At 54.1% G+C, this 17996-nt stretch carries 23 protein-coding genes; 8 read left to right on the plus strand and 15 right to left on the minus strand.

The window, feature by feature from the left end:
* Nucleotides 1-32: 32 nt before the first annotated feature.
* On the minus strand, nucleotides 33-389 hold the full coding sequence (locus tag KNP82_RS07100; RefSeq protein WP_029594770.1) for a PTS sugar transporter subunit IIB: 357 nt from the start codon (nucleotides 387-389) through the stop codon (nucleotides 33-35).
* Nucleotides 390-525: 136 nt separating this feature from the next.
* Here KNP82_RS07100 and tnpA point away from each other — a divergent pair, with 136 nt between their 5' ends.
* Both tnpA and tnpB read left to right on the plus strand, forming a co-directional pair.
* Nucleotides 526-924, plus strand: a complete 399-nt coding sequence (tnpA, locus tag KNP82_RS07105) for an IS200/IS605 family transposase (protein ID WP_029594769.1) — start codon at nucleotides 526-528, stop codon at nucleotides 922-924.
* Between the two features lie 5 nt (nucleotides 925-929).
* On the plus strand, nucleotides 930-2021 hold the full coding sequence (gene tnpB, locus KNP82_RS07110; protein ID WP_029594768.1) for an IS200/IS605 family element RNA-guided endonuclease TnpB: 1092 nt from the start codon (nucleotides 930-932) through the stop codon (nucleotides 2019-2021).
* Between the two features lie 117 nt (nucleotides 2022-2138).
* Here the strand turns inward: tnpB and KNP82_RS07115 are convergent, their stop codons facing one another.
* On the minus strand, nucleotides 2139-3020 hold the full coding sequence (locus KNP82_RS07115; RefSeq protein WP_214827529.1) for a PTS transporter subunit EIIC: 882 nt from the start codon (nucleotides 3018-3020) through the stop codon (nucleotides 2139-2141).
* Between the two features lie 71 nt (nucleotides 3021-3091).
* On the minus strand, nucleotides 3092-4441 hold the full coding sequence (locus KNP82_RS07120) for a 6-phospho-alpha-glucosidase (RefSeq protein WP_029594766.1): 1350 nt from the start codon (nucleotides 4439-4441) through the stop codon (nucleotides 3092-3094).
* Nucleotides 4442-4587: 146 nt separating this feature from the next.
* On the opposite strand from KNP82_RS07120, the gene KNP82_RS07125 reads away from it, so the two are divergent.
* Nucleotides 4588-5307 carry a GntR family transcriptional regulator gene (locus KNP82_RS07125; protein ID WP_029594765.1) on the plus strand — a complete coding sequence of 240 codons (720 nt, stop codon included), beginning with the start codon at nucleotides 4588-4590 and terminating at the stop codon, nucleotides 5305-5307.
* 37 nt (nucleotides 5308-5344) lie between these two features.
* Here the strand turns inward: KNP82_RS07125 and KNP82_RS07130 are convergent, their stop codons facing one another.
* Complete coding sequence (locus KNP82_RS07130) at nucleotides 5345-5752, minus strand: Lrp/AsnC family transcriptional regulator (protein WP_029594764.1); 408 nt, start codon at nucleotides 5750-5752, stop codon at nucleotides 5345-5347.
* A 118-nt stretch (nucleotides 5753-5870) separates the two neighbouring features.
* Between KNP82_RS07130 and KNP82_RS07135 the strand changes: the two genes are divergently transcribed.
* Both KNP82_RS07135 and KNP82_RS07140 read left to right on the plus strand, forming a co-directional pair.
* Complete coding sequence (locus tag KNP82_RS07135; RefSeq protein ID WP_029594763.1) at nucleotides 5871-6629, plus strand: MBL fold metallo-hydrolase; 759 nt, start codon at nucleotides 5871-5873, stop codon at nucleotides 6627-6629.
* A gap of 129 nt (nucleotides 6630-6758) precedes the next feature.
* Nucleotides 6759-7475: a polysaccharide deacetylase family protein gene (locus KNP82_RS07140; RefSeq protein ID WP_029594762.1), complete on the plus strand. Its 717-nt coding sequence runs from the start codon at nucleotides 6759-6761 to the stop codon at nucleotides 7473-7475.
* Between the two features lie 36 nt (nucleotides 7476-7511).
* Here KNP82_RS07140 and KNP82_RS07145 read toward each other — a convergent pair whose 3' ends face one another.
* The 4 genes from KNP82_RS07145 to KNP82_RS07160 form a co-directional block, all read right to left on the minus strand.
* The gene (locus KNP82_RS07145; protein ID WP_029594761.1) at nucleotides 7512-7910 is read right to left on the minus strand and encodes a cytidine deaminase; all 399 of its coding nucleotides are present in this window, start codon (nucleotides 7908-7910) and stop codon (nucleotides 7512-7514) included.
* A gap of 133 nt (nucleotides 7911-8043) precedes the next feature.
* Nucleotides 8044-8475, minus strand: coding sequence for a cyclophilin-like fold protein (locus KNP82_RS07150; RefSeq protein WP_029594760.1), 432 nt, complete (start codon nucleotides 8473-8475; stop codon nucleotides 8044-8046).
* Entirely contained in the window at nucleotides 8472-9032 is a 561-nt protein-coding gene (locus tag KNP82_RS07155) for a sugar O-acetyltransferase (protein WP_198922689.1), read from the minus strand. Before KNP82_RS07155 ends, KNP82_RS07150 begins: the two co-directional genes overlap by 4 nt.
* Complete coding sequence (locus tag KNP82_RS07160) at nucleotides 9032-9763, minus strand: SDR family oxidoreductase (protein ID WP_021066233.1); 732 nt, start codon at nucleotides 9761-9763, stop codon at nucleotides 9032-9034. Before KNP82_RS07160 ends, KNP82_RS07155 begins: the two co-directional genes overlap by 1 nt.
* Nucleotides 9764-9867: 104 nt before the next feature.
* Here KNP82_RS07160 and KNP82_RS07165 point away from each other — a divergent pair, with 104 nt between their 5' ends.
* Nucleotides 9868-10746, plus strand: a complete 879-nt coding sequence (locus tag KNP82_RS07165; protein ID WP_214827532.1) for a LysR family transcriptional regulator — start codon at nucleotides 9868-9870, stop codon at nucleotides 10744-10746.
* Here the strand turns inward: KNP82_RS07165 and KNP82_RS07170 are convergent.
* Nucleotides 10743-11312 carry a TetR/AcrR family transcriptional regulator gene (locus tag KNP82_RS07170; protein ID WP_021066231.1) on the minus strand — a complete coding sequence of 190 codons (570 nt, stop codon included), beginning with the start codon at nucleotides 11310-11312 and terminating at the stop codon, nucleotides 10743-10745. The two genes, KNP82_RS07165 and KNP82_RS07170, sit on opposite strands and share 4 nt — an antisense overlap.
* A 141-nt stretch (nucleotides 11313-11453) precedes the next feature.
* Here KNP82_RS07170 and KNP82_RS07175 point away from each other — a divergent pair, with 141 nt between their 5' ends.
* Nucleotides 11454-12203, plus strand: coding sequence for an SDR family oxidoreductase (locus KNP82_RS07175; protein WP_214827536.1), 750 nt, complete (start codon nucleotides 11454-11456; stop codon nucleotides 12201-12203).
* Between the two features lie 46 nt (nucleotides 12204-12249).
* Here the strand turns inward: KNP82_RS07175 and KNP82_RS07180 are convergent, their stop codons facing one another.
* From KNP82_RS07180 to KNP82_RS07200, 5 genes are all read right to left on the minus strand, one after another.
* Nucleotides 12250-13281: a FecCD family ABC transporter permease gene (locus KNP82_RS07180; protein WP_029594756.1), complete on the minus strand. Its 1032-nt coding sequence runs from the start codon at nucleotides 13279-13281 to the stop codon at nucleotides 12250-12252.
* A complete protein-coding gene (locus KNP82_RS07185) occupies nucleotides 13278-14291 on the minus strand; it encodes a FecCD family ABC transporter permease (protein ID WP_034797063.1) in 1014 nt (337 codons plus the stop codon). The genes KNP82_RS07180 and KNP82_RS07185 overlap by 4 nt, the downstream gene beginning before the upstream one ends.
* A 10-nt stretch (nucleotides 14292-14301) precedes the next feature.
* Nucleotides 14302-15339 (minus strand): iron-siderophore ABC transporter substrate-binding protein, encoded by a 1038-nt coding sequence (locus KNP82_RS07190; protein ID WP_131471379.1) that lies wholly within the window; start codon nucleotides 15337-15339, stop codon nucleotides 14302-14304.
* A gap of 167 nt (nucleotides 15340-15506) precedes the next feature.
* Nucleotides 15507-16004, minus strand: a complete 498-nt coding sequence (locus tag KNP82_RS07195) for a hypothetical protein (protein WP_131471380.1) — start codon at nucleotides 16002-16004, stop codon at nucleotides 15507-15509.
* 105 nt (nucleotides 16005-16109) lie between these two features.
* Complete coding sequence (locus KNP82_RS07200) at nucleotides 16110-16733, minus strand: FMN-binding negative transcriptional regulator (RefSeq protein ID WP_251128682.1); 624 nt, start codon at nucleotides 16731-16733, stop codon at nucleotides 16110-16112.
* A gap of 77 nt (nucleotides 16734-16810) precedes the next feature.
* Between KNP82_RS07200 and KNP82_RS07205 the strand changes: the two genes are divergently transcribed.
* Nucleotides 16811-17497 (plus strand): haloacid dehalogenase type II, encoded by a 687-nt coding sequence (locus KNP82_RS07205; RefSeq protein ID WP_131471382.1) that lies wholly within the window; start codon nucleotides 16811-16813, stop codon nucleotides 17495-17497.
* On the opposite strand, the gene paiA is transcribed toward KNP82_RS07205, so the two are convergent.
* Complete coding sequence (gene paiA / locus KNP82_RS07210) at nucleotides 17472-17993, minus strand: spermidine/spermine N(1)-acetyltransferase (RefSeq protein WP_131471383.1); 522 nt, start codon at nucleotides 17991-17993, stop codon at nucleotides 17472-17474. The two genes, KNP82_RS07205 and paiA, sit on opposite strands and share 26 nt — an antisense overlap.
* Nucleotides 17994-17996: the final 3 nt, after the last annotated feature.

The following is a 17996-nucleotide window of genomic DNA, read 5'->3' on the forward strand; positions in this document are numbered from 1 at the left end:
GAGCCCAACCGTAAATCGGTTGAGCTCTTTTTTCAATTCGCTTGGTCCATCTCTTTATGCAGTTTGAGCAACTCATTCTTGTACAAATCCGAGAGTCCTCCAAAGATGGCCTGGATGTTATTTTTCACTTTCACGACCCCGGCTGCCCCGAGTGCCTTCAACTCGTCCTCATCGATTTGGGACACATCTTTCAATTCGACACGAAGACGTGTGAAACAGGCATCGATATCGATGATGTTGTCACGGCCACCGAGCGCCTCTTGAATGGCAAGTGCCGTCGTTTGGATTGATGTCTTTCCTGATTTCTTTTCATTGTAGTCTTTGCGGGTAAACAGTTTCGTCTCTTGTCCCCCTCGGCCCGGCGTCGCCAAGTTCCATTTTTTTAACAAAATTAGGCGAGAATTCTCCCTCCTCTAAGTGTCTCGGGGCGAAGCCCAGCGTAGGTGGGAGATGAATCGCCCGTCTTGTCGAGATTGTATGTTCTTGATACAATCAGTGTAACCAATCAAAAGGACTGATATATGAATGAAAATGGATACAAACAAACATTCAGTCTTTCTTCTGAATTACCACCTCGTCCTGGTGGTCAAATATAGACGCAAGGTGATTGACGAAGACGTCTCGGAGTTCGCGAGACAGACGTTCGAACGGATCGGCGCGTCATACCATATCACACTGACCGAATGGAATCATGACGGCGACCATATCCATGTGTTGTTCAAAGCCCACCCGAACACAGAGATGTCGAAGTTTCTGAACGCCTACAAGAGCGCCAGCAGCCGACTGATCAAACGAGACTTTCCGCACGTCAAGAGACGACTATGGAAAGAAATGTTCTGGTCTCGAAGCTACTGCCTCGTGACGACCGGCGGTGCGACGATCGACGTCATCAGGCAATACATCGAAAAACAAGGAGAGGAGTGATCACTTTGCTGAAGGCGTACAAGTTTCGACTATACCCGACAAAGCCACAACGAGAACACTTCATGAAGACGTTCGGTTGCGTCCGTTTCGTCTACAACAAGATGCTCGAGGAACGGATCCGGTTATATGAAGAGTCGAGGCTGAACCCTGACGCGAAGCAGAAGCTCCCGACCCCGGCGAAGTACAAGCCCGAGTTCCCTTTCTTGAAAGAGGTCGACAGTCTATCCCTGGCGAACGCCCAGATGGACTTGAACAAGGCGTATGCCAACTTCTTCCGCGACAAGTCTGTCGGGTTCCCGAAGTTCAAATCGAAGCACGGCGACCGCGCCTCCTACACGACCAACAATCAGAACGGGAGCGTCCGGATCGAGGACGGGAAGGTGAGACTCCCTAAGGTGGGGTTCGTGCGGTTCAAACAACATCGTCCTTTCGAGGGGATCATCAAGTCCGCGACGGTCTCGATGACGAAGACGGGCAAGTTCTTCATCTCCATCCTTGTCAATCAAGGCGAGGAAAAATGGGTTCCTGCCAAGAACAAGATCGGGATCGATCTCGGTTTGGAACACTTTGCTATCGTGACAAATGACGAGATGGTTTCTGAGAAGATTGACAATCCTCGCTTCCTTCGTAAGTCGGAAGAGAAGGTCAAGAAGGCGCAGCGTGCCCTGTCGCGTAAGAAGACCGGAAGCAAGAATCGAGAGAAGGCCAAGCTGATCCTCGCCAAGAAACATGAGAAAATCGTAAACCAACGCAAAGACTTCCTTCACAAACTGTCGAAACGAATCGTTGACGAGAACCAAGTCATCGTCGTGGAGACGCTGAAGTCGCAAAATATGATGAAGAACCACAAGGTCGCGAAATCAATCGCAGACGTCAGTTGGTACGAGTTCGTCCGACAGTTAGAATACAAGTGCAAGTTCTACGGACGGACGCTCATCAAGGCCGACCAATGGTACGCATCGACACAAATCTGCTCTTCCTGCGGTGAAAAAGGCGAGAAGAAAACAGTGGATGTACGCGAATGGACGTGTACGTGTGGCGCTCATCATGACCGCGACATCAATGCGAGCATCAACCTGTTGATGTTGGCAGACTGAAATACCTTCAGGGTGGGAACCACCCGACGAGCTTGGTAAACAATCGTGGCTAGTAGAAGTACGGTCTTCCCAAGAAGCTCCCACTTCAATTTGCGAAGCGAATAAGTGGTGAGTAGTTCACTCGCGAACGTGAAGATGCCGTAATAGACGAAGAAGAATCCGGCCCCAACGACGAGGTTCATCCACCAGCGCGGCGTCCCTGGCAACACATTCGGCGATTTGGGCGAGGAAAATATATTGGTCCCCGCTCACAATCGAACCGTCAACCGTCGCCGTGCCGCCAAGTGACGTCCATAAGAACGGTGCGTACCAGATGTGATGTAATCCGGTCGGAATCAATAACCGTTCGAGCATTCCGTATAACCCGACGTAAGCCGGATTCGTCGCATCACTCGCGATGACATTCGCCATCGCTGTGAGGCAGGTCTGAATCGGCGGCCAAATGAGCATCATAAAGAAACCGAGCAAGATGGAGAAGAATACCATGACGATACCGACCGAACGATCTCCAGCGAAAAAGCCGAGCATCTCTGGTGGGTTGAACGTGTGGAATTTTTTATACACCCAGACCGCAAGCAAGCCGACCGCGATTCCACCGAGCACACCCGTCTCAAGTGACGGGATACCGAGCAACATGCCGTACTCCCCGCTCTCAGCCGCCATTTCCGGTGTGATCCCAAGGGCAATCGAGATCGTCGTGTTCATGATGACGTAGCCGACGAGTGCGGCAAGTGCCGCAATTCCCGACCCGCCGGACAGACCAACCGCGACGCCAATCGCAAAGATGATTGGCAAGTTGGCGAAGATACTCAACCCGATTTGAAGCATCCCGGCACTGATCGCTTCGACCGTCCCGTTCTGTAAAAACGTCCAACTTTCTGCAAGCGGACCTGTTAGCGCCGCGCCGAGACCAAGTAAAATACCGGCCGCCGGCAAGAGCGCGACTGGTACCATGAGCGCCTTCCCGAATTTTTGAAATACCCCGAACCATTGACTCATTTGATTCATTCCTCGTGTGTAAGCGTTATCAATTCTCAAAACGAACAAAGGGGAGTGACTCCCCTTCGTCTTTAGCGTGCGACCGTCTCCCGTTGTTTGAGGGCCGGCCAATAGTTTTCGTTCTCGTTAATCAAATCGTCAAGGATTTGACGGGCGACCGGCGCATCGACGACGGTCCGGTTGAGCGTGAGTGCCTGGAGTGCCTTTTCATAGCTGTTCTCGAAATAGGCGTCGACGACGAGCTGTTCGTAGGCGAGCTGCCCTTCAATCATCCCTTTGTAGAAGCGAGGAATGTGTCCGACAGCGAACGGTTTCGGTCCACGGTTCGTGAGCATCGCCGGCACTTCGACCATCGCATCATCCGGCAAGTTAGCGATGATGCCGTCGTTCTTCACCATGACGATGAAGATGTCGCCATTGTTGTAGGCGAGTGACGCTGCGACGCGAATCATGTAGCAACCGTGGATGTCGACTTCAAGATGCACGTTCTCTAGCGAGTCGTCAGCGATGATTTGATCGCACATCGAGAAGACACGTTGTTGGCGGCCGTTGATGACTTGACGGGCCCGCGTGTTCTCTACGTCTTCCTTCTCCGCCATGTCGGACGGATACAAATAATACTGAAGGTACGTATTCGGCAAGTATTCCGGGAAGTCGGTGAGCATCTTCTCGACTTGCTTGAACGTCTTGATCCAAGATGGGTCGTTTGCGATCTCTGAGTCTTCTGGGATAAACCCGTCCTCTAAGATGGCGCGCTTGATGTCTTCCGTCAATTCGTTGCCTTCTTTGTCATAGATGCCTGTGAACCAACCGAAGTGGTTGAGGCCGAAGTATTCCGGCACGAGATCCCAAATTTCTTTGCCGAGAATCTTCGCGTAGCTCACCATGATTGCGGCCGGCATGTCACAGATATTCAAAATCTTTTTGTCATTCGGGTAGGCACGCTTCAACGCCTCGGCGACGATTGCGGCCGGGTTCGTATAATTTAAGATCCAACCGTCCGGTGAGCCTTGGCGGATGTCTGCGACGAGATCAATCATGTCCCCAATCGACCGCATCCCGTACGACATCCCACCCGGTCCACACGTCTCTTGTCCAACCACGCCGTGACGGAGCGGAATCTGTTCATCTTTCTCGCGCATCTCCAGGCCGCCCGTTCGAATTTGAACGAAGAAGAAGTCCTTGTCGCGGAAGGCGTATTCTTTGTCCGTCGTATACTCGAACAGCTCGAGCTCTGGGTAATCCTCACGCAAGATGATTTCAGTCGCTTTGGCGACACGCTCCTGGCGCTCACCATCCGTATCGTAAAACGTGATTGAACGTAGTGGGAAGTGAGCCTTCTCTTCGATCAAGCTCATAATCATACCGATTGTGTACGTGCTGCCGCCACCGACGACGACGAGGCGTTGTCCTTGTTTCATGTGTGCGTTCCCCTTTCGAATACATATCTTATTGATTACAATACAAATTTAATACATATTATTTTAAACGTCAACAATATTTTTGAAAACATTTTACTTTGTGTATACTAGAAGTATGAATTCAGGTCGAAATCGGAGGGTCAGTCATGAAAGCAAAATCACCGCTCTACCAACAAGTCGCCCACAAAATGCGCACGTTTATCGAGTCCGGCACGTGGGCGCCCGGTGAGGCGATTCCGACCGAGGCTCAACTCGTCGAAGAGTTCAGCGTCAGTCGAGTGACTGTCCGGCAGGCGGTCAAATTGCTCCAAGAGGAAGGTCTCTTATGGAAACGACAGGGCAGCGGCACATACGTCCAGTCCGAAAAGATTGAACACAACATGTACGAATTAAAAAGCTTCACGGAAGACATGAAACGAGAAGGGAAAGAAGTGACGAACAAAGTACTCACCTTCACGTTGCAGCCACCGAGTGAGAAAGTGCGAGAGGCACTCGAACTCGAAGATGGCGAGCTCGTCTTCTACGTGAGGCGCCAACGATTCGCAGACGGCGAACCGCTCATCGTCGAGGACACATACTTGCCGCTAAAGCTGTTCCCCGACTTGACGTACGAAGTGATGTCGCAATCGAAGTACGCCTATATCGAAGAAGTCAAACAGTTCAAGATTGCGGACAGCGTCCAAGAGTTCATCCCGGTGCTCCCGACAAAAGAGATTGCCGAGATGCTCGGAGTGAGTGAACGAACGCCCGTACTCAAAGTCGAACTCTATTCGTTTCTTATGGATGGCAGTCGGTTTGAGTTCACAGAAACGTATTTCAAGAGTGAAGAATACCGCTTCATCATCCGCGCCGGACGAAGACATTAAAAAGGACCTGTGAATCAAACGATTCACAGGTCCTTCGTCAGTTAATGACAATCGACAACTTATAATTGACGTACTTACTGAGCCCGTCCAAAAAGGCGTTCAGCTCTTGGTTCGACGGGAATCGGCATTCCAAGACGTAACAGCCGTCCCCGCTCACCTTGTAGTTATTGCGGACGTACGGCCGGTGTTCCTCGAGGAACATGAGATACGGGTCGTGGAATGTGCTCGACGTAAAGATGGTGATCATCGCGTGGACCGGTAGCCCGAGCTTGTCCTCGTTCACGCGAATCGTATATCCTTCAATGATGCCGAGGTCTTCGAGCTTCTTGACGCGCGTCGCCGTCGCCTGTCCGGTCAAGTGTACGTGTGCCCCGAGCTCTTTCATCGTTATCCGGCTGTTCGCCTGTAACGCCTCGATGATGAGGCGATCTGTTGGATCGAGCATAGGTGACTCCTTTCACGATTCAAGCCAATCCGTCCAAACACTTGATTCGTGTTATGTATGAAAAGACGGCTGCTTGGTAGACTGTACATACATTATAGCTAAAAGGAGAGATTTTTCTATGCACGTACAACTGATCCGTAATGCCACACTCCGCGTCGAATACGCCGGGAAAACGTTCCTCATCGACCCGTTCCTCGGGGAGAAGGGTGCCTATCCCCCGTTCCCGAACTCGGAACGGCAAGACGCTAATCCATTGGCCGACCTGCCAATCGCGATTGACGACATTCTGACAGGCGTCGACGCCGTCATCTTGACCCACTTGCATCTCGACCACTACGACGAGGTCGCGAAACAAGTTCTGCCGAAAGCGATCCCGCTCTTCGTGCAAAACGAGGACGATTTGACTGTCATCGAAGGCGACGGCTTCACGAACGTGACCGTGTTGAGCGACACGACAGCATTCGAAGGAATCAGCCTCACGAAGACAGCAGGAGAGCACGGTCGCGGTCCGATTTTAGAAATGGCCGGTTACGTGTGCGGTGTCGTCTTCACCCATCCTTCGGAACAGACGCTCTATGTCGCCGGGGACACGGTTTGGTATGACGAAGTCGCCAAGACGATTCAAACGCATCAACCAGCAGTCATCGTCGTCAACGCCGGGGACAACCAATTCGTCGAAGGCGGGTCGCTCGTCATGAACGAACAGGACGTCCGCCATGTGCATGAGGCGGCTCCAGCCGCGACGATTATCGCGGTCCATATGGAAGCGGTCAATCATTGGAAGTTGTCGCGTCCTGACTTACGTGCTTATGCGACATCACACAGCTTCGCCGATCAACTCATCGTTCCAGAAGACGGCGAGACGATTTCACGATAACGATACGATGCCCCTGACCTTCCACGTCAGGGGCATTTTTAGCTTCATTTTTGACTCCTGTTTGTGGTATTCTATGCTTCATACCGATGCCATGTCACCCGTTTTTTGCCTCGAGGGAGTTTTGTTAGAATGAAGAAACGCGTCATTTTACTCATGTCCATCTTTTTGTTAATCAGCTCCCTATCTCAGGCGGCGATCCCGAAACCGAAAGCTTATAACGACCGCAGTCTCATCTATTTGACGCTCGATGACGGGCCGAATCGGAAGACGGGAGCGTTGCTCGACGTCTTGAAAAAGCATCGGGTGAAAGCGACCTTCTTCATCCTTGGGAAGAACATCGAGGGGAATGAGCATCTCATCCGACGCATCGTCGCCGAAGGGCACCTCATCGCTTTGCATGGGATGACACACGTGCGCGAGGAGTTTTATGCGTCGCCGATGACGGCCGTTCGTCAAATGAAGGACGTGCAACGTCTCATTTACGAAGTGACGGGCATCCATACGAACATGGCCCGTACGATTTACGGTAGTGACGCAGGCATGACGCCTGCGCACTGGCAAGCGATGGACGAGGCCGGTTTTGAGATTTGGGACTGGAACGTCGGCAGCCTCGATCACATCTATAAGAAAGACAACGCTCCGATTGAGCAACGTGTGTTCAATCGGCTCGAGGCGAATTACGAGATGAATATTGCTTCCATCATCTTGGCGCACGATCACTCGATGACACCGCAAGCGCTCGATACGATTATCCGCTATGCGAAAGAACGCGACTATGAGTTCCGGACGTTAGAAGGGGTGCATCCCGCGTACAACTTTTTCAATCCGTGGGAACCGAATCAATAAAGAATGCCCCGCATCGATGGATGCGGGGCATTACTATTACATCTCTAACTCTGTGAATGCGAGCGGGACGAGCTCTTCAAGCGTCACTTCTTTCACGTCGGCGTTGCCGTTCGTGAGCAGCGCTTTGAAGTCCGGGTCGCCGAACTCGACGAGCACTTGGCGGCAGATACTGCATGGCGGCAAGAAGTCGACCGTGTCGCCTGACACCGCGACGGCTTCGAAGTCACCTTTTTTATAGCCTTGCGCGACCGCTGTGAAGATGGCCGTGCGCTCGGCACAGTTCGTCGCACCGAATGAGACGTTCTCGACGTTGACACCGTCGATGACCGTACCGTCCTTCATGAGAAGCGCTGCTCCGACGCGGAAGTTCGAATACGGCGAGTAGGCGTTCTCTTTCACTTGGCGGGCACGCTCGACTAATTGTTGTTGGTTCATGGGATCATTGTCCTCTCTGACTCGAAATGAACTGATGCCAGTTCCCGGCCTCTCTTTTTTGGGCAGGATTTTTAGCATACACCTCATGCGATAGAGAAGTCAATGAAATTTTGAAAGCGGTCACAATCTTTTATCATTTTTGAAACGTCAGCTCGACCGTCCCGCTCCCAAGCAGCGGTTCAAGCGTCGCAAAATCCTCGACCCGACCGATGCGCGTATATGCATAGCTTGTCTCGACGTCTTTATAAAACAAGACGAGACAGTCATCTCCATACAGCATGACATCCCCGGCCCGAATCGAACCGACACGTTCCGGGTTCGTCGGGAACGGTTCGTCGAAATAGAAATACTTCTCGTTCTGATGCAAGTCCTGCATCGACAACGTGAGTGGCAGACGGGCTTGGAGCGCTTCGGCTGTCGGGTTGGTTTCGAAACGTATTGAGACGTTTAGTTCTTCCACTTGTGACGTCACTCCTTCCTGATTCTCCGGCTTCCTCACCGTGTCGTCCCCACACCCAGCGAGAAACACCATGGAAGCGACCAATCCGAGGCGGATGACGTTCATGACGTCTGAACGATACGGGCCGGTGTCCCGGCGACCGTCACGTTGTCCGGGACGTCTTTTGTCACCGTCGCGTCAGCTGCGACGATGGCGTTCTCGCCGATGGTGACACCCGGCAAAATCGTCGCCCCGGCCCCAATCCAGGCGTTACGTTTCACACGAATCGGCTTCGTGATCAAGCCGCGCCGTTCGGTCGGGTCGGTCGGATGATTGACCGTCAGCAACTTGGCGAACGGGCCGATCAAGACGTGGTCCTCGATGTCGATGCCGCCGAGATCGGTGAACATGACGCCACGGTTGATGAAGATGTCTGTCCCGAGCGTGATGTGTTTCCCGAAATCGGTATAGAACGGCGGTAGCACCGTGACCGAGTCCGCGACGTCTTGCCCGAGCAACTCCGAGAGCGTCCGCTGGAACTCGTCTTTCGGCAAGTACTGATAATTCAGGCGCATGAGCGTCGGCTCGATGGCTCGTTGAATGTGATGAATCTCTTCAAAGACGGCTTCGCCCGCAGCGATCGTTCGACCGGACACGCGTTCTCTCAATCCGCTACCCATCATCACACCTGTTGTTTCGTCGGACGGATGATGAGGTTGCTGACAGAGACCCGGTCCGGTGTGTCGATGGCGTAGACGACCGCTTCAGCCACGTCCTCGCTCGTCAATCCCCACTCGGTTTGCGCCTCATGGAGCGCCTGGGCGGCTTGTTTGTCACTGATCGTGTTGTACAGCTCGGTCTGGACGGCTCCCGGTGAGATGATCGTCGATTTGACGTTGTTCTCCCGCTGTTCTTGGCGCAAGCCTTCCATGATGGCGCGGACCGCGAACTTCGTCCCGCAGTAGACGGCCGACTCCGGATAGACAACGTGGCCGGCCACCGAATCCGTCGCGATGATATGACCCGACTGTTGACGTTCCATGATTGGAAGCACGGCGGCAATCCCGTTCAACACCCCGGTCACGTTCACATCGAGCATGGCCTGCCACTCGTCACGGCGCCCGTCGACAAGTGGCGCGGTCGGCATGATCCCGGCGTTGTTGAACAAGACATCGACATGCCCGAACGTGTCGAGTGCCGTCTTCACCACCGCCTCGACAGCTGCGTAGTCCGTGACATCGGCTTGCTGGATGACGATGTCAGCCTCGGGATGCTTCGCTTGGATGGCTTCCAACCGGTCGAGACGACGGGCGGCGAGCACGAGTTTCGCGCCCCGTTCGGCCAATAGATGGGCCGTCGCTTCGCCGATCCCGCTCGACGCCCCCATGATGATGACAACTTTATTGATGGTCATAATCCATTCCTCCTTTGATTGACTTCAGTATAGGAACGGACAAGCATCATGTCTAATGCTACTATTTGATTAAGAACCATAACGAAAACGCATGGAGGGATGACATGGAGCTACAACAACTACGGTACTTCCTCGCCGTCGCGAGCGAAAGGAACATCACGCGCGCGGCCGAACATTTACGACTGTCGCAACCGGCGCTGTCACGGCAAATCCATCAACTCGAGGACAGTCTCGGTGGACCGTTGTTCGAGCGGAGCCAAGGCGGCGTCACGCTGACGGAACGAGGCTACTATTTGGCCGAACACGCCAAAGAGATGGTCCGTCTGGCCGATAAGATCTCGATCAACTTGAACACGGCGACACCCGTCAGCGGAGAACTGTACATCGGCGGTGGTGAGACGGAGACGCTCACCTCGGTCATCGAGACGTTCCGACAGATGAAACAGCTTCATCCCGACGTCAAGTTGCGCCTGTATAGCGGCAACGGAGACGACGTGATCGACAAGCTGGACCGAGGCATCCTCGATTTCGGGGTCGTCATCGAGCCGATCAACCTGGCCACGTACGCCTCGCGCGAGCTCCCCCACGTCGATCGTTGGGGCATCATGACGCGCCGCGACAGCCCAATCGGACAAAAGCATGCCATCGAGACCGAGGACTTGCTCGACTTGCCGCTCATCTTGTCAGAGCAGTCGCTCGTCGACCGGCATTTGTCGGCCCGGCTCGGCGTCGATTTGACTGAAACGGACGTCGTCGCGACGTACAACCTGCTCTATAACGCCTCACTCCTCGTCCGGGAAGGCATCGGCCACGCGCTCTGCCTCGACGGGATCATCAACACGCAAGGGACCGAGTTGGTGTTCGTCCCGCTCCATCCCCCGCTCACGTCTTCCGTCCATTTGATTTGGAAGAGCGGGAGTATCCTGTCGAACGTCGCCTCAACATTTTTAGAGCTGTTCGATGAACGGGAAACGGCCACCTAAACACGGCGGCCGGAATCGAGGCGCAATATGTGCGCCAACTGCTCGTTCATCTCGTCCGGGGTGGCCGCAAAGTCGTGTTCGGCCCAATGGATGATCATCCCGACGATGGCGTTTGCTTGATACGAACAGAACAACTCATGGTCAATCTCATCTTGCTTGTGCGCCGCCGTGTCGCGGAGGAGCAACTTGCGCACTTCGTCGAACAACATGTAATAGTACGCGAGCGGTACGTTTTTCGAAAAGACGATGCGATAGAAGTCGACGTACGTCTGGACGTGGTGAAAGATGCGGATCGTCGACGGTTCGAGTTCACGCGGATTGAGCAGCTTCACATGTCGATACGGCTCCTCATACGATTTGGCGAGGTCGGCCGTGATTTCTTGGAAGTACTCCTCGAATACGTCCTCGACCCGTGCGTAATGCAAATAAAACGTGCCCCGATTGACATTTGCCACACGACAAAGTGCTGAAATCGTCACTTGTTCGAGCGAATGATTCTTCAATAATTCGACGAGCGCCTCATGGAGCGCTCGCTTTGTTTTGACGACACGCAAGTCCGGCTTCATAGTTTGCACATTCCTCTCAACAGTTATGGCTGGAAGTGTTGATTATTCAACAGAACGTCTCTTTTTTGATGATTGTAAGCGCTTTCCAACATTCATTATAATAGTTATTGAACACATGTTCAATTAAAGGAGGAGACAGTCATGCGGTTATCGGGGAAAGTGGCGATTGTCACAGGTGCAGCATCAGGAATGGGGAAAGCGATCGCGGAGCTTTACGCGAAAGAAGGAGCTCGCGTCGTCGTCTCGGATATGAATCTCGACGGGGCACAGGCCGTCGTAGAGGGGATTTCGGGCGAAGCGTTCGCCATCCAGACGAACGTCACGTCTGAAGAAGCGTTGCAGCAGTTGTTCGATGAGACGGTGAAGACGTTCGGTCAAGTCGACATCCTCGTCAACAACGCCGGCATCATGGACGGGATGGAACCGGTCGGTGAGATCTCGAACGAGCGCTGGGAGAAAATCTTTGCCGTCAACACGGTGTCGGTCATGAAATCGATGCGGATTGCCGTCGACTTGTTCACGAAGCAAGGTCACGGCGTCATCGTCAACAATATCTCGGCCGGCGGCTTGTACGGCGCTCGGGCCGGCGCGGCCTATACGGCGTCAAAACACGCCGTCGTCGGATTGACGAAGAACACGGCGTTCATGTATGCCGACCAAAACATCCGTTGTAACGGAATCGCACCGGGCGCGGTCGCGACGAACATCGGCTCGACGATGACGAACATGAGCCAGGCCGGGTTCGGTCGCCAGCAACTTGGGATGGCCATCAACCCACGCATCGGACAACCGGAAGAGATTGCTCAACTCGCCCTCTTCCTCGGCTCGGACGAATCGAGTTTCATCAACGGTCAAGTCGTCGCCATCGACGGCGGTTGGACCGCCTATTAAACCAAAAAATGAGCCATATCCTACGCGGGATGTGGCTCATTTCTCGTTATAGCTCCCCTCTCCGGTTCATCCGGATTAAGAGATAAATCAAATACGGCGCTCCGACCATGCCGGTGATGACACCGACCGGGTAGCGGGCCGTGAAGGCGAACTGACCGATGAGATCGGCCGCGAGTACCAAGATGACCCCGACGAGTGCCGCCGGAATGATCGTCGAACGCCCGTCCCCGACGAGCCGCTTCGCAATCGGTCCTGCCAAGAACGCGACGAACGCGATCGGTCCGGTCGTCGCCGTCGCGAGCGCCAGCATGAGCACCGAGGCGACAATGAGCAGGACGCGCGTCTGGTTCGTCTTGACACCGAGCGACGTCGCCGTCATCTCCCCGAGCTCTAAAATCTGGAGCTGTCGGCTGAGTCGGAGGATGACCGGGAGGCAGAGCGCGACCGCGATCATGAGCGGCGGGAGCGTCTCCATCTTCACCCCGTTCAAGCTACCGCTCAACCAGCGCATCGCCGTCCCGACATCGTTTTGGCGGCTGATGAGCAACAGATAGTTGATGACCGCTGTCAGCATCGCTTGAATCCCGATGCCGACTAAGACGAGCCGGCCGATTGAAAAGGCGGCGCCTTTCGACAAGAAGTAGATGGCGAGGACGGTCAATAACCCGCCGATAATCGAGATGATGGAGACGAACGTATCGCTCGCCTGTAAGACGACGATACCGAACACGGCTGCCGCACTCGAACCGGTCGTGATGCCGATGACGTTCGGGTTGGCGAGCGGGTTACGGAGCATCGTTTGGAACACCGTGCCGGCGATTCCGAACGCGAGTCCGGCGAAGACGCCGGCGAGCATGCGCGGCAGACGGATCGTGCCGACGGCGAACGAGGCGCCCGGTACTTGTTCCCCGAACAAGACACGGATGACGTCTGCGACGGGATAAATCGTATTGCCGAGCATGAGCATCGTCGCGCTCAACGTAAGGGCCAGCGCGAACAAGACAAGCGTCACGAAGACGGTCCGTTGCCGACGCTTGCGACTGTTATGGATGATGGGTTGAATCGATTGGTTCGTCATACGCCACGCACCTTCACTTTCATCGTCAAGGCGATCAAGATTGGTGCCCCGACGAACGCCGTGACGATTCCGACTTCGAGTTCCCCGGGACTGCCGAGCAACCGTCCTGCCACGTCAGCGAACGTCAATAAAATCGCACCCGTCAGTGCCGACATCGGGATGATATACCGTTCATCCGCTCCGATGACCAAGCGGACGAGATGCGGCGCCAAGAGACCGATAAAGCCGATTGGTCCAGCCAGTGCCGTCGCCGCCCCGCACAAAATCACACCTGCGAACGAGGCGATCAGTTTCAACGTGCCGATGCGGACACCGAGACCTGTGGCGAGCTCTTCCCCGAGCGCCAAGATGTTGAGGGACGGTGCCGCCAAGATGGCGATGACGATACCGCCGATAAAGAACGGCAGGAACGTCATAATCGAATCCATCGTCCCGGCCCCGACGCTACCGACTTGCCAGAACCGGAACTGGTCCATGACGTTCGAGCGTGGAATCATGATGGCCATGACGAGTGACGACAAGGCCGCACTCGTCGCCGCGCCGGCCAAGACGAGTTTGAGTGGCGTCGAACCGCCCCGCCCGAGCGACCCAATGCCGAACACGAACGCCGCCGTCAAGAGCGCCCCGGCGAGCGCGAACCAGATATAGTCGCTCGCGGTCGAGATGTTGAAGAAGGCGATCCCGACGACGACGAACAGCGCCGCTCCCGTGTTGACTCCGAGAATGCTCGGGTCGGCGATCGGGTTGCGCGTCACCGACTGCATCAATGCGCCCGAGACACCGAGTGCTGCCCCGCACATGAAACTGAACACCGTCCGAACGACCCGCTGCCGGACGATGTCCGCTTCATACGACTGAACAGCCGGACGGAATAAACCGTCAAGCAGTTCATCCCATCCGACTGTCCGTGAGCCGAAAGCAAGCGAAGCGAGCATACAGACGACGAGCAGGACGAGCGACCCTACGAGGAGGAGCCCGAACCGTTTCGGCGTGTGTAACTTCTTCGGCATATTCATTTGATTACTCGACTTTCGCGAGTGCTTCTGACACGAGTTTCACATAGTCGTCAATCGTATATTCGATCGAGAGTGGTGATGGTGTCCCAGCAGCCGCGAGCGGCGTGTTATCTTCGATCATGACGACCGAACCGCGTTTGATGGCCGGCACTTTGCTATAGAGCGGGTCAGCTTGAAGTGCTTTCAACGTCTCTTCGTTCCCGTAGGCGACGAAGATGTCGACGTCGTTCAAGATGTCAGCGTTCTCTGAGCTGAGCTCGAGGTAGAAGCTGTTCTCATCTTTGATTTGGCTTGTGATGTTCTCAGGGTACTCCATGCCGAGTTCTTCGATGAAGGCACCGCGTGGGTCACCAGTCGTGTAGATGTAGAACTTCGAGAGATCGTCTGGGCTGAGCGCGACGAATGCCGCTTTCTTCCCTTTCATCTCCGGTACTTCAGCTGCCTTGTCGGCGATGAGTTTCTCTGTGTCTTCAATCAACTGTTTGCCTTCTTCTTCCATGCCCATGGCCATTGAGTCGTAACGAACCGTGTCCTGCCATGATGACACCCAAGGCGTCTCTTGGTATGCGACGACCGGTGCGATTTCTGTCAACGTGTCGTAATCTTCTTGCGTAATACCTGAGTAGGCGGCAAGAATGACGTCCGGCTGTGAGTCGGCGATCGCTTCGAAGTCGAGACCGTCCGTATCTTGATAGATGTTCGGGTTTTCTTCACCGAGGTCTTTCAACTTGTCAGCCGTCCACGGCAACATGCCGCTGCCGTCTTGGACTCCGTAGTTCGCAGCCGAGAAACCGACTGGTACGACATCAAGCGCGAGCGCGACGTCTTGGTTCGACCAACCGACCGTTGCGACGCGTTCCGGCTTCTTGTCGATGACCGTCTCGCCTAACGCGTGTTTGATGGTAATCGGATAGCCTTCTGCCGTTTCGGCAGACTCATCTGTCGTGGCTGCATCTTCATTGTTCGCGCCGCATCCTGCGAGCACGAGCACGAAGGCAGACATGATGATGAACATATGTAGCAATTTCTTGTAGCTGTTCATGTCCTAGTCCCCTTTTTCTGTATGACAACGTTTTACGCCGACATTGATAATCATTATCAGTTATGAGTATAGGATGAATCGAGTAGCGCTGTCAATCTGAACTTCAAGATATCTTTCGGAAAATAGAAACAGCCCGCCTTTCTCAACTGGTGAGACGCGGGCTTTCGTCATAACGTTTGATTGGCCAAGTTGATCAGTTGTTGGACCGGTAAGCGGGTCTCGTCGTCAAGTTCGATGGAGTTGCCATCGATGTAGTAGATGATTCGGGCAGTGAATCCGTTTTTGTTGATCCACCATAACCCTTGGGACGTCGATTCCGCCTCATCATAGAAAGCAGATGTCCCGTCCGCAAGTACATATTGGTCTCCGTATGACGAAATATCTTCCATGTCATCAGGTTCATCGACGACTTTATGGACGATGTAGCGCAACTCCTGTGTCGTCTCCTCGTTCACATAGTGAAACACGAATTGATGCATGTGGTGCGGTTTTGCGATATCAATCTCACTATAGCGCCGAGTGATTTCAAAAGGAAACGCAATCGGTTCTTCAAACGCGTGTTCAATCGGTGGATTCGGTGGGTCTGGCCAATCCGTCGCCAGTTCAACCAAAGCCAAAATCACAATTAGCCAACCTAGCAACCTCATCAACCGTTTCTTGTTCATCTGTCTTCGCTCGCTTCATCATTGAATTTGATTCCACGATTGATGATACGCCTCACTGCTTCCCTTGGGTAGACGAGAATCGAACGTCCGGTCAATGAATCGAAATTATCGTTGCCTACGCATCACATCCGCGATCGGACACCCTTCCCGCTCGAGCTCCGAGACGATACGTGTATAATCCATTTCGTTTCGATTCTGACTCAGCTTGAACGCCGCCTGCATGTCCGAAATGTCGATGCGGAACCCGACGACGCCATATTTCTGCTGCTGCACCGGCTCGGACAGTTCCTCCCAGACGACGGCGTGCTCCCGGTCCCCTTCATGGTCTTGAAGCAGTCCGGCCAAGTCTTCATCGAGTTGGTCCGCATTTAAAATGGTGGCCTGTCCGTATGCATGGACGGCCTGATAGTTCCACGTCGATACGTCCTCATGTCCGTACCACGACGCCGACACATAGGCATCCGGACCTTGGACGATCAAGAGGACGGTCTGGTCTTCAATCGTTTGCCACTGTGGATTGTTTTTGGCGATGTGTGTGGTGAACCAGACGCGGCCCTCTTCCTCATGGAAACGGAGTGGCACGTGCGTCGCGATCGGTTTTTGGCCATCATACGTGACGATGGTGCCGAACGGATGCGCCTTCAAGAAATCGTGCACTTCTCTCGGATCGTTCACGGCGTAAAGTTTTGGGACGTACATCGTATTCCTCTTGTCTGGTTCGTTGATCAACTGACTGGCCCTCCCGTATAATTCATGCCAACTAGGGTAAAGAGTAGATGACGCGATTCAACTAAGGAGGGATCTCTATGAAACCGACGATTAAAGCATTCGTGTTCGATGTATATGGGACCTTGTTCGACGTCCATTCCGTCAAGACGGCGTGTGACGAACAGTTCCCCGGAAAAGGTGACCAAATCAGCCAGGCGTGGCGGACGAAACAGCTCGACTACTTCTTTACCCGCCACATCATGGGGCGCTACGAGGACTTCTCCGTCGTCACGCGCGACGCGCTCCGGTATGCATTGTCAGCGGCCGAAGTGACGTGGACGATCGAGACGGAGGACGCATTGATTGCCACTTACGCCGACCTGTCGCCATATGAAGAGGTTGAAGACGTCTTGCACCAACTTCATCATAAACAGACCATCGTTCTCTCGAACGGGACGGACGCGATGCTCGCGGAACTCATCCAAAACGCCGGTTTCACCGACCTGTTCGACGAACTCGTCAGCATCGACGGCATCAAACAAGCCAAGCCGTCACCGGCCGCCTACATGCACTGGTTCAAGAACAGCGGGTTGAAGCGGGACGAGGTGCTGTTCCTGTCCTCGAACGGTTGGGACATTGCCGGTGCGAAGAACTTCGGATTCCATACCGCCTGGATCAACCGCGACGGCAAACCGGTCGATATGCCCGACCTGGCCCCTGACGCCGTCTACGAGGACTTGTCAGGCATACTGGAATGGGTCACGGACGAAGCGGCTTGGCCATAATCAAATCGACTTGAGCGTCGTCACCCATATAAAACGTGTGCGCCCCGGTCTGAACGAAGCCGTGCTTTCGGTAAAAGGCGAGTGCCTTATGGTTATGTTCCCACACACCGAGCCAGATTTCACGCTTATTCAGCTCGTTCGCGCATGTGATGGCCTGGGCGTACAACGCCTTGCCGACGCCACTACCTTGGAACTTCCGTCGCACATAAATCCGTTCGAGTTCGAACGCCTCTTCGCCCATGGCCTCGGTCTGGGCGTTGTTGGCGTTCACTTTTAAGTAACCAGCCACTTCCCCGTCGAGTATGGCGAAGAAGAACTGTGAGTCCGGATTCGAAAGCTCTTTTTTAAGTTGCGCTACGTTATACGCCCGCTCGAGATACGCGGCCAGATGCGCCGGGTCATTCTCGGCTTCGAACGTTTCCGTGAACGTCTCGATGCTGATGGTGCGAAGTGCGTCAACGTCTTCGATTGTACAAGCTTTGATGGTGATCATGATTAT

The organism is Exiguobacterium sp. s26 (genome assembly GCF_018618235.1).
GTDB lineage: Bacteria > Bacillota > Bacilli > Exiguobacteriales > Exiguobacteriaceae > Exiguobacterium > Exiguobacterium chiriqhucha.

Excerpts from the sequence above, each read along its gene's own strand:
- tnpA (WP_029594769.1), top strand. The coding sequence starts at position 526 with ATGAAAATGGATACAAACAAACATTCAGTCTTTCTTCTGAATTACCAC.
- KNP82_RS07120 (WP_029594766.1), bottom strand. The coding sequence starts at position 4,441 with ATGAAACAAGGACAACGCCTCGTCGTCGTCGGTGGCGGCAGCACGTAC.
- KNP82_RS07155 (WP_198922689.1), bottom strand. The coding sequence starts at position 9,032 with ATGATGGGTAGCGGATTGAGAGAACGCGTGTCCGGTCGAACGATCGCT.
- KNP82_RS07145 (WP_029594761.1), bottom strand. The coding sequence starts at position 7,910 with ATGAACCAACAACAATTAGTCGAGCGTGCCCGCCAAGTGAAAGAGAAC.
- KNP82_RS07180 (WP_029594756.1), bottom strand. The coding sequence starts at position 13,281 with ATGACGAACCAATCGATTCAACCCATCATCCATAACAGTCGCAAGCGT.
- KNP82_RS07205 (WP_131471382.1), top strand. The coding sequence starts at position 16,811 with ATGAAACCGACGATTAAAGCATTCGTGTTCGATGTATATGGGACCTTG.
- KNP82_RS07135 (WP_029594763.1), top strand. The coding sequence starts at position 5,871 with ATGCACGTACAACTGATCCGTAATGCCACACTCCGCGTCGAATACGCC.
- KNP82_RS07150 (WP_029594760.1), bottom strand. The coding sequence starts at position 8,475 with ATGAACGTCATCCGCCTCGGATTGGTCGCTTCCATGGTGTTTCTCGCT.
- KNP82_RS07185 (WP_034797063.1), bottom strand. The coding sequence starts at position 14,291 with ATGCCGAAGAAGTTACACACGCCGAAACGGTTCGGGCTCCTCCTCGTA.
- KNP82_RS07165 (WP_214827532.1), top strand. The coding sequence starts at position 9,868 with ATGGAGCTACAACAACTACGGTACTTCCTCGCCGTCGCGAGCGAAAGG.
- KNP82_RS07130 (WP_029594764.1), bottom strand. The coding sequence starts at position 5,752 with ATGCTCGATCCAACAGATCGCCTCATCATCGAGGCGTTACAGGCGAAC.
- KNP82_RS07190 (WP_131471379.1), bottom strand. The coding sequence starts at position 15,339 with ATGAACAGCTACAAGAAATTGCTACATATGTTCATCATCATGTCTGCC.
- KNP82_RS07175 (WP_214827536.1), top strand. The coding sequence starts at position 11,454 with ATGCGGTTATCGGGGAAAGTGGCGATTGTCACAGGTGCAGCATCAGGA.
- KNP82_RS07170 (WP_021066231.1), bottom strand. The coding sequence starts at position 11,312 with ATGAAGCCGGACTTGCGTGTCGTCAAAACAAAGCGAGCGCTCCATGAG.
- KNP82_RS07195 (WP_131471380.1), bottom strand. The coding sequence starts at position 16,004 with ATGAACAAGAAACGGTTGATGAGGTTGCTAGGTTGGCTAATTGTGATT.
- KNP82_RS07160 (WP_021066233.1), bottom strand. The coding sequence starts at position 9,763 with ATGACCATCAATAAAGTTGTCATCATCATGGGGGCGTCGAGCGGGATC.
- KNP82_RS07140 (WP_029594762.1), top strand. The coding sequence starts at position 6,759 with ATGAAGAAACGCGTCATTTTACTCATGTCCATCTTTTTGTTAATCAGC.
- KNP82_RS07115 (WP_214827529.1), bottom strand. The coding sequence starts at position 3,020 with ATGAGTCAATGGTTCGGGGTATTTCAAAAATTCGGGAAGGCGCTCATG.
- KNP82_RS07125 (WP_029594765.1), top strand. The coding sequence starts at position 4,588 with ATGAAAGCAAAATCACCGCTCTACCAACAAGTCGCCCACAAAATGCGC.